This window comes from Cellvibrio sp., assembly GCF_046347455.1.
Lineage (GTDB): Bacteria > Pseudomonadota > Gammaproteobacteria > Pseudomonadales > Cellvibrionaceae > Cellvibrio.
Genome location: NZ_JAXMGC010000013.1, coordinates 1 through 13,106, shown reverse-complemented (window position 1 = coordinate 13,106; position 13,106 = coordinate 1). Strand labels below are relative to the sequence as shown.

General features: G+C 46.2%; 17 protein-coding genes. 14 read left to right on the top strand and 3 right to left on the bottom strand.

Annotated features, from left to right (window positions below):
- The coding region (locus U1F02_RS15555; RefSeq protein WP_409991324.1) for a hypothetical protein at positions 1–390 on the bottom strand (390 nt) is incomplete at its 3' end.
- 170 nt (positions 391–560) lie between these two features.
- Here U1F02_RS15555 and U1F02_RS15550 point away from each other — a divergent pair.
- The 12 genes from U1F02_RS15550 (at position 561) to U1F02_RS15495 (ending at position 8,593) form a co-directional block, all read left to right on the top strand.
- A complete protein-coding gene (locus U1F02_RS15550) occupies positions 561–1,316 on the top strand; it encodes a class I SAM-dependent methyltransferase (RefSeq protein ID WP_409991323.1) in 756 nt (251 codons plus the stop codon).
- A gap of 15 nt (positions 1,317–1,331) precedes the next feature.
- Complete coding sequence (locus tag U1F02_RS15545; RefSeq protein WP_409991322.1) at positions 1,332–1,604, top strand: phosphopantetheine-binding protein; 273 nt, start codon at positions 1,332–1,334, stop codon at positions 1,602–1,604.
- Positions 1,605–1,680: 76 nt separating this feature from the next.
- The gene (locus U1F02_RS15540) at positions 1,681–2,205 is read left to right on the top strand and encodes a hypothetical protein (protein WP_409991321.1); all 525 of its coding nucleotides are present in this window, start codon (positions 1,681–1,683) and stop codon (positions 2,203–2,205) included.
- A 2-nt stretch (positions 2,206–2,207) separates the two neighbouring features.
- A complete protein-coding gene (locus U1F02_RS15535; protein ID WP_409991320.1) occupies positions 2,208–3,530 on the top strand; it encodes an AMP-binding protein in 1,323 nt (440 codons plus the stop codon).
- A gap of 8 nt (positions 3,531–3,538) precedes the next feature.
- The gene (locus U1F02_RS15530; protein ID WP_409991319.1) at positions 3,539–3,841 is read left to right on the top strand and encodes a hypothetical protein; all 303 of its coding nucleotides are present in this window, start codon (positions 3,539–3,541) and stop codon (positions 3,839–3,841) included.
- A gap of 30 nt (positions 3,842–3,871) precedes the next feature.
- The gene (locus tag U1F02_RS15525; protein WP_409991318.1) at positions 3,872–4,780 is read left to right on the top strand and encodes a hypothetical protein; all 909 of its coding nucleotides are present in this window, start codon (positions 3,872–3,874) and stop codon (positions 4,778–4,780) included.
- The gene (locus U1F02_RS15520; RefSeq protein WP_409991317.1) at positions 4,767–5,936 is read left to right on the top strand and encodes a beta-ketoacyl-[acyl-carrier-protein] synthase family protein; all 1,170 of its coding nucleotides are present in this window, start codon (positions 4,767–4,769) and stop codon (positions 5,934–5,936) included. Before U1F02_RS15525 ends, U1F02_RS15520 begins: the two co-directional genes overlap by 14 nt.
- A 1-nt stretch (position 5,937) precedes the next feature.
- A complete protein-coding gene (locus U1F02_RS15515; RefSeq protein WP_409991316.1) occupies positions 5,938–6,735 on the top strand; it encodes a beta-ketoacyl synthase chain length factor in 798 nt (265 codons plus the stop codon).
- Positions 6,726–7,136 carry a hypothetical protein gene (locus U1F02_RS15510; protein ID WP_409991315.1) on the top strand — a complete coding sequence of 137 codons (411 nt, stop codon included), beginning with the start codon at positions 6,726–6,728 and terminating at the stop codon, positions 7,134–7,136. The genes U1F02_RS15515 and U1F02_RS15510 overlap by 10 nt, the downstream gene beginning before the upstream one ends.
- Before the next feature lie 18 nt (positions 7,137–7,154).
- A complete protein-coding gene (locus U1F02_RS15505) occupies positions 7,155–7,595 on the top strand; it encodes an excinuclease ABC subunit A (protein WP_409991314.1) in 441 nt (146 codons plus the stop codon).
- 27 nt (positions 7,596–7,622) lie between these two features.
- Positions 7,623–8,375, top strand: a complete 753-nt coding sequence (locus U1F02_RS15500) for a hypothetical protein (RefSeq protein WP_409991313.1) — start codon at positions 7,623–7,625, stop codon at positions 8,373–8,375.
- 35 nt (positions 8,376–8,410) lie between these two features.
- Entirely contained in the window at positions 8,411–8,593 is a 183-nt protein-coding gene (locus U1F02_RS15495) for a Trm112 family protein (protein ID WP_409991312.1), read from the top strand.
- Positions 8,594–8,636: 43 nt separating this feature from the next.
- Here the strand turns inward: U1F02_RS15495 and U1F02_RS15490 are convergent, their stop codons facing one another.
- Complete coding sequence (locus U1F02_RS15490; RefSeq protein ID WP_409991311.1) at positions 8,637–9,911, bottom strand: HD-GYP domain-containing protein; 1,275 nt, start codon at positions 9,909–9,911, stop codon at positions 8,637–8,639.
- Between the two features lie 237 nt (positions 9,912–10,148).
- On the opposite strand from U1F02_RS15490, the gene U1F02_RS15485 reads away from it, so the two are divergent.
- Positions 10,149–10,775: a DUF2238 domain-containing protein gene (locus U1F02_RS15485; protein ID WP_409991310.1), complete on the top strand. Its 627-nt coding sequence runs from the start codon at positions 10,149–10,151 to the stop codon at positions 10,773–10,775.
- A 61-nt stretch (positions 10,776–10,836) separates the two neighbouring features.
- On the top strand, positions 10,837–11,664 hold the full coding sequence (locus U1F02_RS15480; protein WP_409991309.1) for a class I SAM-dependent methyltransferase: 828 nt from the start codon (positions 10,837–10,839) through the stop codon (positions 11,662–11,664).
- 96 nt (positions 11,665–11,760) lie between these two features.
- Here the strand turns inward: U1F02_RS15480 and U1F02_RS15475 are convergent, their stop codons facing one another.
- The gene (locus U1F02_RS15475; protein ID WP_409991308.1) at positions 11,761–12,744 is read right to left on the bottom strand and encodes a malate dehydrogenase; all 984 of its coding nucleotides are present in this window, start codon (positions 12,742–12,744) and stop codon (positions 11,761–11,763) included.
- Positions 12,745–13,106 lie beyond the last annotated feature (362 nt).

The window sequence follows — 13,106 nt, the reverse complement described above, 5'->3', positions numbered from 1 at the left end:
GGCAAAATAATTCCACACTCTCACCAAATGCGGGTATCCCAGTTGAGCAATCCGACCAAGAAGACGTGTGTAAGCCACTTGCGTCGCGGTTAATATGCCGCCGTGCATATCCTCAGTAAATGCCAAGGAAATAAGTAGGTTGTTCTCGTCCCCGCACCAAACTAACCCGTCAGCCTGGCCTTCCAAGCAGATCTCTTCGGTCAAAAAGTATTCCGCACGGGCTGAACCGTGCAAAAACACCAAGTGCGAATCTATCGAATGATGTGATTGAGACAGAGATACAGCAGCACCCCGATCCCGGCGAAAGATAACTTGGCCTAGAGTTGGGTAAGCGGCAGGTTCATCACTGTAAAGGCAAGTGATATCAGCAGTTCCTGAAATAGTTTCCATTAAATTGCGCTGCAAAATTTTGTTATGTTCTATGCGTTTTTTGACGTCATAATCAAGTGGCGCGATTATAGTGCCAAAATCTTTGGCGCGCCAAGGCTACAGGCGCGCAACCTTGCATCCTCGCCTCGGCTACCTTAAAGTACGCGGCTAATTTTTCAGGAGATAACAACATGTCGAGCAGCGAACACCCCCCCCTAGCCCCGCATCCCGTATTGCCAGAGTACTATGGCAAGAAAGAGGAGCGTCGTAGCCGAGTGGATCAAATGTTTGATTCTTCCGCCGAGCACTACGATTGGATTACGGACGTAATGAGTTTCGGCTCAGGTCGCATGTACCGCCGTCAAGCGCTTGAGCGCGCGGGTGTAAAAGCGGGTGATTGGGTTCTCGATGTGGGCGCCGGCACAGGTGTTGTTTCTTGGCACGCTCAACACATTGTTGGTGACGATGGTTTGGTTGTCGCGCTTGACCCTAGTAAAGGCATGTTAAGCCAAGCAGTGAAGCTGGGCGTCAAACGTGCTTCACAGGGCTTGGGCGAAGCTCTTCCTTTTCCCGATGGCACTTTCGATTACTTAACCATGGGCTTTGCGCTTCGCCACGTAGCTGACCTGAAAGAAGCATTCAAAGAATATCAACGTGTACTCAAACCCGGTGGAAAAATATTGTTGTTAGAAATCACCAAACCGCAAGGCGCCCTAGCTACGTTGTTTTTGAAGTTCTACTTGAAAACTATTGTGCCTAATCTAGCGCGTATTTTCCGTCGCAGCGCGGATAGCAAAGTCCTGATGCGTTACTACTGGGATACCATCGAGCAATGCGTGCCCCCCGCCACCATTGTTGACACTCTTCAATCTGTGGGCTTGGAAAATGCCAAGCGCAATGCGGTTCTGGGAATTTTCAGTGAATACACCGGTGTCAAACCGAAATAATTTAAGGAGATACCAGTGCAATCAGTACCTGAACAAGAACTCGCCGCCCTTTTGGTGGCGGCCTTAGATTTGGAAGACGTTGACGCGGTGAGTATCAATCCAGAGGCACCGCTATTCGACCCAAGTGATACCAATAGCTTGGGCTTAGACTCGATAGACGCACTCGAAATTTCCTTAGCCATTGCAAAGCAATATAAAGTGCAGCTAAAAGCCGATGACCAAAATAACCGCTCCATTTTTAGAAGCCTTCGCAGTTTAAGCGATTATATTCAAGCTAATCGTGCCTAAAAAAGCGCTCATTATACTGAGTGTAGCCATGTACCCAATTCTCATACATGGCTCCATTATTTTGGAGTTGCCGTTCTTGCAACTTGTTGCCGTGGCGCTGTTTTGGACGGGAATTTTCATGCCCGCGTTATTGAATAGGAATTTTCGCGCCTGGCTAGCCTATGTGAGTTTAGTGTCTTCGATTTTACTGCTTGGGTATTTTAATTTAACGCTATTTTTACTCTACTTACCCCCGGTATTAATCCCGCTCACGCTCCTGATTTATTTTGGAAAAACGCTATTGCCCAACCAAGAGCCTCTCATAACAGATATTGGAGAGCGTGCACGCGGTCCATTGTCACCAGCGATGCGCCACTATACCCGGCGACTGACGCAACTCTGGTGCGTTATTTTTGCAATCATGACCGTCGAAGCAATTTTTCTTACCTTCTTGGGTAAAAAGGAATTGTGGTCGCTGTTTACCAATGTTTTCAATTACATAGCGGTTGGTATTTTATTTACCGGAGAGTTCTGGTGGCGCAAGCACCGCTTTCCTGAACATAACCACCCGAGTTTCTTTGACTACTTGCAGATAATTGCAGGGTCATTTACACGAAAATAATTATGACGCTGAAACCTCTGGATCAAAACGAGAAAATTCCGTTGCTGGCGAATTACGTTCCCAGCCGCGTAATTGTTCGCCGTGGAGATGCGAATATTACTCAGGCTAATTTTTTAGCTGACGTTACTCAAGTCGCAACGAAAATTCACTCCGCGTCATACATCGTCAATTTGTGTGAAGACCGATATCAATTTCTTGTTCTTTTCTGCGCGACATTAGTTAGCGGCGCAACCAATTTACTGCCTCCCAATAAATTACCCGCAACGATAAGCGAACTTCAAACCAGCTATAGCAACACACAGGTGCATGACGACAATTCGCTTCGCTTGTTACTAGAAACGCCTTCGTCATCCGTTGTTGCAATTGAATCACCGGAAATAAATGCAATGCATATTGCAGCAATTGCATTTACCTCTGGAAGCACCGGCCAATCAAAACCCTACGTAAAACATTGGGGCACTTTAGCTGCAACGGCTCGATTACTGGGCGATGGGCTGCACTACGACCATGAGCCTGCGTGTATTCTGGCAACAGTTCCCTCTCAACATATGTATGGCCTTGAAACCACCATAATGATGCCGCTGCAAGCTAACTTTTTACTGGATAGCAGTCGGCCGTTTTTTCCAAAAGACATTCAAGGACGTATCGAAACCAACCCTAATCCCGTCGTATTGGTAAGTTCGCCGTTGCATTTACGCGCACTTATTAATGCGGAACTCAGTTTGCCAAAATTACGCGGAATTATTTGCGCAACCGCGCCTTTGGATATCGAGCTTGCTCAACATTGCGAGTTAGCTTTTGGTGCGAGTTTGCATGAAATATACGGCTGCACAGAAGTGGGAAGCATGGCGCTGCGCAGAACAACCGCTACATCGGAATGGTCTCTGTTAACGGGATTCGAGCTCTCCAATGCTGGCGATGGAATTCACGCTAGCGCACCGCATTTAAACGGCAGCTTTGTGTTGCAGGATAATTTAAGTTTAACTTCACCTGCGCATTTTTTATTAGCAGGTCGTCATACTGATACGATTAACGTTGCTGGAAAACGTACTTCCTTAGCTTATCTCAATACGCAAATATTACGGATAAAAGGCGTACAAGACGCCGTTGTTTTTTTACCGGAAAATCAGCAGGGCGAAGTGCGACCTGCAGCCTTGATTGTGAGTGAGTTAGACGAAAAAACTATTCTCACCGAAATGGCCACGCAGGTAGATGCAGTCTTTCTTCCGCGCCCACTGCGCAAAGTAACCGCCCTACCGCGTAATGAGACCGGAAAAATAACGCAGGCCAGCCTTCAGCAGCTCTGGCTGGAGTTACAGGGGTAGTTACATTTATGGAAAATTTTTCTTTTGTGTTACCGATTCCGCCCGCGCATGCCTGTTACAAGGATCATTTTCCAGATAATCCTTTGGTGCCCGGCGCTTTGCTTATGTGTTGGCTTGGCGAGCTGCTAAAGGACCAATATGCAATGACCTTAGCAGGGATAAAACAAATTAAATTTTTAGCGCCTGTGTTGCCAGGCCATGAATTACAAATAGCCGCAAAAGTTACGGCGACGCAGCTCAGTGTGGTTGCAACACACCAGGGTATCGATTTATTTAAGGGTACTTTGTTGCTAAAAACCACGGGCTGTTAATAAGGCTTGGTTGTTCAAAACAGGTTATCGATGACAGCACATTGGCAGAAGCAAGAAGAAAATGGCAACCGTTTTTTTATGCGGTTACTGATCGGTATTGCACTTTTATTTGGTCGCAGAACCGTAAGATTACTTCTACCATTTATCGTGGCTTATTTTTTTCTCGTGGCGAAATCAGCGCGCATGCACTCGATAAAATATTTGCGCAAAGTGTTACATCGCGAACCAAATTGGCGCGACTGTTATCGGCATCTATTCACTTTCGCACAAGTATCTGTCGATAGAATTTTTTTTCTTTCCAAACGATTTTCCGGTTTTGATTTTCATCTACACGGCGAACAGATTTTTACAGAGCGACAAAATACGGGCGCTATTTTAGCTGTATCCCACGTGGGTAGTTTTGATGTGATGCGAGCGCTAGCGGCACGCGATCTAGGCGATAGAGTCGAGGTTTACCCAGTGCTCGACATAGAGCACAACTCAAAGTCGATGAGTTTTTTGCAAGCCTTGGACCCCGAATTAGCCTCGCGAATTATTGATGCGCGCACCCCGGGGCCAGAGCTGGTTCTGAAGTTACAGGAAGTCATTAACCAAGGTGGCTATGTTGGCCTAATGGCAGATCGCCAATTTGGTTCCAAGCGAACCTTGCCGGTTAATTTTCTGGGTGAGCTAGCAAACTTTCCATTAACAACCTGGGAAGTTGCTGCGCTGCTCAAGGTACCCGTTATTAGCTGTTTCGGTTTATTTTCTTCGCCTAACCGTTACGATATTTTTTTCCAACCGTTGGAGCGGTCCTTTATCGATGCTTCACGCAAAGACCGACCGCGCCTCGTTGAACTAGCCTTACATAATTATGTAGAACAGTTACAAACGCACGTGCAAATGCACCCATACAATTGGTTTAATTTTTATGATTTCTGGCAGCATGACGCCTCTTAGTATTACTGACTATACGCTGAGCACCTGCATTGGTTCAGGTAAGGCAGCTAACTGGCAAGCAATTCGTGAACAGCGTTCAGGGTTACAGCCTTGCATGTTTGAAGATATTAGAGACTTGTCCACTTGGGTTGGCCAAATGGCCGCTCTTGAAACCCCGATAAGCGGCCACTTGCAAGATTACGATTGCCGCAACAACCGCTTGGCGTGGTTGGCACTCAATCAAGATAATTTTTTAGCGAATATCCAACAAAAAATTCAACGCATTGGCGCCTCGCGTGTGGGTATATTTTTGGGGTCTAGTACATCAGGAATTCACCAAACGGAACTTGCCTATTTTGAATCGCGCGAAGTCTTACCCGAGTGGTACAACTACCAAAAAACGCATAACGCGTTTTCGTTAGTGGATTTTGTTCGCGCCGTATTTCAAACAACAGGGCCAGCCATTGCTATTTCAACAGCTTGCTCATCCAGCGCAAAAGTATTTGCATCGGCGCAGCGATATATACAAGCGGGCTTATGCGATGCAGCCATCGTAGGCGGAGTAGATACACTTTGTTTAACCACCCTGTATGGCTTTAATGCCCTACAATTGCTCTCCCCTACCCCCTGCGCGCCCTTCGATGTCAATCGAGCGGGTATTTCAATTGGCGAAGCCGGTGGGTTCGCATTCCTGGAAAAAGATGTTGAAGAAGCTCCACATTACCTGCTGGGCTATGGCGAAAGTGGTGACGCCTACCACATGTCATCACCGCACCCTGAAGGCGAAGGCGCGCAATTAGCCATGCGCGCTGCATTAGCACGAGCGGGGCTTTCTGCGGCAGATATTCATTACATTAACTTGCACGGCACCGGCACTCAAGCCAACGACAGCGCCGAGTCTAAGGCCGTACACGCGGTTTTTGGCTCGCAGACGCCCGCCAGCTCAACAAAAGGCTGGACCGGACACACGCTCGGTGCTGCCGGTATCGTTGAAGTAGCCCTGAGTTTGTTAGCAATTGAGCAAAGCTATATTCCGGGTAACTTGCATTTGCAAAATCTCGATCCGGTTGCCGATCTAGCCATAGCTCGCGAAGGAAAAGCTAAATCACTTCAGCGCGTACTGAGCAACTCATTTGGTTTTGGTGGCAGTAATTGCAGTTTAGTCTTGGGAACCTAATATGAAAGTCTATGTGGATGCGGTGAGCGTAGTAGCGCCAGGGTTGCAAGGCTGGAGCAAGAGTCGTGCGGTTTTAGCAGGCGATGAAATCTACCAGTACAGCGAGCTCGAAAAATACAAACCCTTACAATTGCCACCCAATGAAGCGCGGCGAGCCACAGAGTTGGTACGCATGGCTTTCCGCGTGGCAGAAGATTTAATGACGAATTGCACAGCCGATTTAAGCCAGTGTTTTAATGTGTTTGCAACGTCTGGCGGAGATTACCCAATCATCGATCAAATTTGTCGTGCACTCTGCGAGCCTGAGCGCTTGGTATCACCAACGCAATTTCATAATTCAGTACACAATTCCGCAGCTGGATACTGGAGTATTGCAACCCATAACCGCGCGCCTTCCACGAGCATCTCGGCTCATGATGACAGCTTTATAATGGGCTTGTGGCCGACAATCACTATGACCTTAAGCGAAAATCAACCGAGCCTTTTGGTGTGTTACGACATTCGCCCGCCTGAACCTTTGCAACAAAAACGACCAATCACTGAAGCATTTGGGATGGCGCTACTCATACAACCATTCCAAACAGAAGCCAGTATAGCGAGCATCACTTTACGTCCAGAGTTGGTAGCGAGGGAAGACACTATCTCCCGGCAAGAGGTACTGGAATCGCTAAGAAAAGCTAACCCAGCGGCACGAGCCCTACCATTGTTAGAGCTATTGGCTGCAGATGCCTCGGCTATCCTAGGTTTTTGCAAAATGGACGGTCAGAGCATTGGGCTTGAGGTACGTTCATGTCGATAGACATTAAACAACTTATCCCTCATGGCGATGGCATGGTGGTGCTAGACGATGTCGTTTCATGGGACAATCAGCGCATTCATTGCCGCAGCCACTTAGTGGCTGGTTGCAATGCATTGATTGATTCCCACGCTGTAAACCCGGCGATTTTTATTGAATATGCTGCACAGGCGGCCGCAGTTCACGCGGGATTGTTACAAACCGGCTTGGGCGAGAAACGCGCCGCTTACATAGGCGCAGTGAAAAATGCCCAATGGGCCACGGAGTCTCTTCCATTACCACTGGAAATAGATATTGTGGCCGAAGCACTTATGGCATCCGATTCAGGCGCCATTTATGAAGTTACTGTTAAAACAGCGGGGGCTGATGTTTTTGCTAGCCGTTTAATTTTGAATCAACCTTAATAGCAGCGAGGGAAACACATGAAATTGGTGAAATGGCTAAGCACAATTGTGCTGTGTACAACAGTTGATGCCGCGATGGCACGTGACCGTGTAGAAGACTTTTCAATTCAAGAAGTTATGGCATCTCAAGACGCCAAAAATATTTTGGGAGACAGAGTTAAATTTTATTTTGGCGATCAATCGCATCCTGCTGTAAAACGAGAAATAACCGAAACCAGCTATCAACGCAAAACGAACGGCGCCAATAAATCCGATCGTGAAGCCTGCAACTGGGTATTTTTAACGGTAATGAAAGAGCTGAAAGAAAAGGCACAAAGCTTAGGAGCTAATGCAGTAGTTAACATTCGTTCAAACTACATGAATAATCCCACCAGCAGCCAAGAAACATTCAAATGTGCGTCAGGCATGTTGATGTCCAGCGTTACCTTAGTAGGCGATATTGTCGTTATCGAAAATTAACAATTTAATCAATAGAAAGGAAATGTCATGAAAAAAAATGTAGCTTACCGTTTGTTATCCTTGGCAGTACTGAGCTTCTCGGTGTCTGCATACGCAGGCGGCTTGTCGGATGAAATCAGCAACCTCAAAAATGATTTTGCGGGTGACCAATATCAAGTCAAAAAAGCCACAGATAAATTAGAGTGGTCAGGAATCAGTGACGAGTCCTTGTTTGACCAAATTGCGCAACGCTTAGAAACAACAAAGACCGACGTTTCAAAAGAGGGGGCAGAATTGAGTGCGAATTTAGCAACCGCACTGGGATTATCAGGATTGCCGAAATACGATGCGGCATTGCAGCAATATGAACAAGATAAGAGCACAAAAAAATTAGCAAAATATGCGCGCTCTGCGCGAGTAAAGTTAACTCAATTTGCAAACTACAACCCGGTAATTAGCCAAAACAATCAAAATGCTGCAACCGAAAAAGATCTAGAGCGTCTACGCACCCTAAACATGTTGAAGTCTAGCTACCCTCAATTAATTGAGCGCGGCGCGCGCGTTACATCCGAACGATATCAACAAGATGAGGAGCTATTGCATGCAGCGCATCAAACCTTGTTAGGCTTATATAAAACAGCAAAAACCAGCCAAGAAACAGATGCTGCGGCTTGGTTGTGTAAAATTTTGGGCCGCTCTAAAAAGCCAGAGTTTACCCAGACCTTGCTGAATATTGCTGCAGATAAATCAGTAGCGGGCAATATTGTTAAGTACGCAAAAAAAGCGACTGAAGCGCAATAAAATTAAACAATTGAATTTATTTTGAGTGAGTTACTATGTTAGATAAAAAACTGTTGAGTATTTTGGTTTGCCCAGTGAGTAAAGCCCCACTGGAATACAATAGCGAAACGCAAGAACTGGTTTGTAAAACCAGCAAGTTAGCTTACCCGGTGCGCGACGGTATTCCCGTTATGTTAGAAACTGAAGCGCGCGCACTGACTGAAGCAGAACTCGCTTAGTTAAAGTGTAAGTGCAGAAAAAGACCCGCAGGTTCGCCTGCGGTTAGCTGCTTGATGAAACAATATATTTCGACACATCAATACCGAATGAGCCCGTTTGCAACGTGCAACGGACCAAATGCTCGCTGCTTAATTCACCAGACTCTATCTCGATTAAGTTAAGGATATGGGGAGCAACCTTGTTGCCTTCTGCGTCTCTTACAATTAAGACTTTGGGAAGATGTCGGTACTTCTGATTTATTTCAATAACGACTCCCACCGCACCATTTAGTAGCTGCACCAAGGTGCCAGCAGGATAAATGCCAATACAACGAATAAATTCCAACGCAAGCTCTTCGTCAAACTGCTTGCCTTTTTGCTCATAAATTAATTTAAGTGCTTCCGTGTTGCTTTTACCTTTTGAATAGCAACGGTTGGACGTCATCGCATCATAGGCATCCACAAGCGATATCATACGGACCATAGCATCAAGATTTCCGGCCATAATTCCGGCAGGATACCCCGAACCATCCATTTGCTCATGATGACTTTTGGCTGTCTCCGCCACCACAGGGGGAATTAGTTGAGCTGAATTTTTAAGGAGATTATAACCGCTCAACGTATGCGCCTTAATGATATTAAATTCCTCTACACTCAGCTTCGCCGGTTTGTTAAGAATTTCACTGGGCATCTTCATTTTCCCCACATCATGCAGCAAACCACACAAACCTAACCGCACAATTTCAGTTTCCGATAAACCCAAATGTCGCCCAAAAACCATAGCCAAAATACATACGTTTAAACAGTGCTCAGCGGTGTATTCGTCCTGCTCGCGAATTTTGGACATCCACATAAGAGCGTCTGGATTTCTGATCACACTTTCCATGCAGCCATTCACTACTGCTCTGGCATCTTCAATCGCCACCTCATCGTTGCCTGCCACTTTGATAAGAATGTTCTTAATTGCAGTTTTGCCCTGATCGTAAAGATTTCTGGCAATTTGGTGCTCTTGCGCTGCAGGTTTTAGGTTAGCGTAGGAGGTGCGAGGCTTTATTGCTTTTTGTTCTGACCGTGTACGCTGCTTGATTGGCGCAGCGACTCCTTTTGGCTCAATTCCAAGAAGGCTCTGCTTCACCAAGGGTGCCGCCTTAAGTGGATCGACCCAAACGAAGACAGCGTAGTTCGCGATCGCGTCAATATCTTTCTGGCTACTTATCAAGATCCCCTGAACCTCAAAATGAGTTTCAAGCCAGCTTATATCAAGCTCGCTAACGTACATCCCCAGCTTCAACTGAGATATATGGAGCTTAACCAGATTTTTATTCGAATGATCAGACATAGAGATGATTTAGTAGGTTTTCAGTAAGTGTAGCGCTCATTACGGGCTTATCAATATTGGATAAAAATGACGCAACCTTGGGCTAAGGTTGCAAACTCCTATGTACCAATATCTATAGCCGTGTGTTGCGAATTCCATAACCCAAATACCTCCCTCGGCACACTTTCAATATCCTTGCTTGCTGCCCCCTTTCGATTGCCCTATTCTTCTCCAAAAGTCATAGTTTTGAGAAGAATAATGTCCCACTCACGCTCCCACCTATTTTTGTCACTGCTCATTGTGCTGGGCGCAAGCTTACTTTTGTCTGGCTGGCACCCCTATGACCGCACCACGTGGATATTAGAAGTTTTTCCCATTTTTATTGCTCTGCCCATTCTCATTGCAACCTATAAAAACTTCTCACTGACTACATTTCTATATCTATGCATTTTTGTCCACGCCTTGGTGTTGATCCTTGGCGGCGCTTATTCTTATGCTCGCGTTCCTCTCGGGTTCACGCTGCAAGAATGGTTCGATTTATCACGCAACCCTTACGATAAAATTGGTCATTTCTTTCAAGGTTTTGTACCGGCGCTCGTTGCTCGGGAAATCCTATCGCGTAAACACATCGTAAAAGGCGCAAAGATGCTGGCCTTTATTATTGCCTGTATAGTCTTAGCCATTAGCGCAACCTATGAACTTATCGAATGGGCCGCTGCCTTAGCTCTTGGCCAGGGCGCGGACGAGTTTTTGGGTACGCAAGGTGATCCTTGGGATACTCAATCTGATATGTTTATGGCTTTGGTGGGTGCTGTCAGCGCCCTAATCTTGTGCTCAAAGTATCACGACTCACAAATATCCAAATTAGACTTGCAGCCCAAATAGTATTCGCGAAAACTTCTTTAAACCAGATTTAATTCAACCAAGCACGATCAAGGAATTATCTATGAAAGCATTATTTTCTAAACTTAGCTTCGCAACTCCGTTGCTTGCATTAAGTCTCACCTTTTTTACCTCTGCACCTGTGTATGCAGGTAAAGACGCGAGCGTACAAGAGCAACTGGCTACTACAATTGCGGGGAGCTGGCGCAGCGATAAAAATAAAGCACGCGATCAATACCGCCACCCTTTTGATACCTTGATGTTTTTTGGCGTAAAACCAAATTCGAATGTCATTGAATTATTTCCCGGCGGTAGCATGTGGTATACAGAAATTCTTGCGCCCTTCTTAAATAAATCTGGTCAATTTACCGTTGTCAATTTTAAATCAGATAAGCCAGACACAAGCCAAAAAGACAAGTTTGCCGCAGACCCTGAAAATTACGGCAAAGTAAAAGTGGTGGAAATATCAAAAAGCAGTATGAGCTTTGGTGAACCCAACTCAGCTGATTTTTTTCTCACATTTAGAAACGTTCACAACTTTGCGATGCAAGGTAATCACGGACAACTTTTTGCCGAGATTTACAAAGTATTAAAGCCGGGTGGTGTTTTGGGTGTTGTTGATCACAGAGCGGCGGCAGGCAAAACCTTTGAAGACGTAAAAATGTCGGGCTATCTACCCGAGGAGTTTGTCATTGCTGAGGCGAAAAAAGCCGGTTTCGTTTTGGATGCAACCAGCCCCATCAACAACAACCCTAAAGACGCCAAAGATTATCCAAAAGGTGTTTGGACATTACCTCCTGTTCTCGCTGAAGGTGAAACCAACAAAGAAAAATATCTTGCGATTGGTGAAAGTGATCGATTCACTTTGCGTTTTGTAAAACCCAAAAAGTAATGACATAAATAAGAAGTAACGAAATAAAAAAGCCGTCGCAGCAAAACTACGACGGCTTTTCTATACCAACCCAGCATAAAAACTGGGTTTGTTTTATTAAGCGGGCAACAAATCAGATACTGCGTCGCGCTCTTCTTGTAACTCTTTCTCAGTCACCTGCATTTTGCCGCGAGAGAATTCGTTAATTTCCAAGCCTTGCACAATTTCCCAGTCGCCGTTTTTGCAAACAACAGGGAAAGAGTAAATCAAACCTTTTTCGATACCGTAAGAACCATCGCTATATACGCCCATGCTCACCCAGTCATTAGCTGGAGTGCCAAGAGCCCAATCACGAATGTGATTGATCGCAGCGTTAGCAGCCGAAGCAGCTGAAGACGCACCGCGCGCAGCAATAATTGCAGCACCGCGTTGTTGTACGGTTGGGATGTAATCGCCTTCGTACCATGCTTGATCAACCAAGCTCAATGCTGGCTTACCGCTCACCAAGGTGTTGTGCAGATCTGGATATTGGGTCGATGAGTGGTTACCCCAAATCAAGGCTTTGGTGATGTCGTTAATGCTGGTGCCAGTTTTGGTCGCCAATTGTGACAATGCACGGTTATGATCCAAACGAGTCATTGCGGTGAACTGACGTGGGTTGATATCCGGCGCATTACGCTGAGCAATCAATGCGTTGGTGTTTGCTGGGTTACCTACTACCAACACTTTAATGTTGCGCGATGCGTGGTCGTTGATGGCTTTACCTTGCACCGAGAAGATAGCAGCATTAGCCGCCAACAAGTCTTTACGCTCCATACCTGGGCCGCGTGGACGCGCGCCTACTAACAGGGCGTAATCAGTATCTTTGAAAGCAACGTTCGGATCATCGGTAGTCACAATGCCGGCTAACAGTGGGAAAGCACAGTCATCCAATTCCATTGCAACGCCTTGCAGCGCCTTAAGCGCCGGGGTGATTTCCAGCAATTGCAGAATTACTGGTTGATCTTTGCCCAACATATCGCCAGCGGCGATGCGGAACAGTAATGAATAGCTGATTTGGCCAGCGGCGCCGGTGACGGTAACTCTTACGGGTGCTTTCACAGTGGAGACTCCATTTGCGGGTGATATGGGACAGAACAAAGGTTGTTAGGCATTTTGTGCCTGTGCCTGTCTTTCCAGATAGGACGGGCGTGCATTATAGAGAAATGGGGGGAAATTTCATCTGTTTTGAGCATTATAGACGGCGTTACAAATCTCGCCTTAAAGCGCTAAAAATTTACCTTTTCTGACAAACATTAAAGCGTAGAAATAGTCAGGATTGGTGTGCAAGCGCACCGTACGGTGAACAGCCGCAGCTTAGCCTAGGTATTTTACTCGAGCAGGGAAATGATCATGAACGATATTTATGCAGGCGCGTCCCCCCAACGCTTTTACGCCCTAGACGCTATTCGCGGCATAGCAGC

Bases quoted from the DNA above. Each gene is read 5' to 3' on its own strand.
- U1F02_RS15550 (WP_409991323.1), top strand. From the start codon at position 561: ATGTCGAGCAGCGAACACCCCCCCCTAGCCCCGCATCCCGTATTGCCA.
- U1F02_RS15535 (WP_409991320.1), top strand. From the start codon at position 2,208: ATGACGCTGAAACCTCTGGATCAAAACGAGAAAATTCCGTTGCTGGCG.
- U1F02_RS15530 (WP_409991319.1), top strand. From the start codon at position 3,539: ATGGAAAATTTTTCTTTTGTGTTACCGATTCCGCCCGCGCATGCCTGT.
- U1F02_RS15525 (WP_409991318.1), top strand. From the start codon at position 3,872: ATGACAGCACATTGGCAGAAGCAAGAAGAAAATGGCAACCGTTTTTTT.
- U1F02_RS15520 (WP_409991317.1), top strand. From the start codon at position 4,767: ATGACGCCTCTTAGTATTACTGACTATACGCTGAGCACCTGCATTGGT.
- U1F02_RS15515 (WP_409991316.1), top strand. From the start codon at position 5,938: ATGAAAGTCTATGTGGATGCGGTGAGCGTAGTAGCGCCAGGGTTGCAA.
- U1F02_RS15510 (WP_409991315.1), top strand. From the start codon at position 6,726: ATGTCGATAGACATTAAACAACTTATCCCTCATGGCGATGGCATGGTG.
- U1F02_RS15505 (WP_409991314.1), top strand. From the start codon at position 7,155: ATGAAATTGGTGAAATGGCTAAGCACAATTGTGCTGTGTACAACAGTT.
- U1F02_RS15500 (WP_409991313.1), top strand. From the start codon at position 7,623: ATGAAAAAAAATGTAGCTTACCGTTTGTTATCCTTGGCAGTACTGAGC.
- U1F02_RS15495 (WP_409991312.1), top strand. From the start codon at position 8,411: ATGTTAGATAAAAAACTGTTGAGTATTTTGGTTTGCCCAGTGAGTAAA.
- U1F02_RS15490 (WP_409991311.1), bottom strand. From the start codon at position 9,911: ATGTCTGATCATTCGAATAAAAATCTGGTTAAGCTCCATATATCTCAG.
- U1F02_RS15485 (WP_409991310.1), top strand. From the start codon at position 10,149: ATGTCCCACTCACGCTCCCACCTATTTTTGTCACTGCTCATTGTGCTG.
- U1F02_RS15480 (WP_409991309.1), top strand. From the start codon at position 10,837: ATGAAAGCATTATTTTCTAAACTTAGCTTCGCAACTCCGTTGCTTGCA.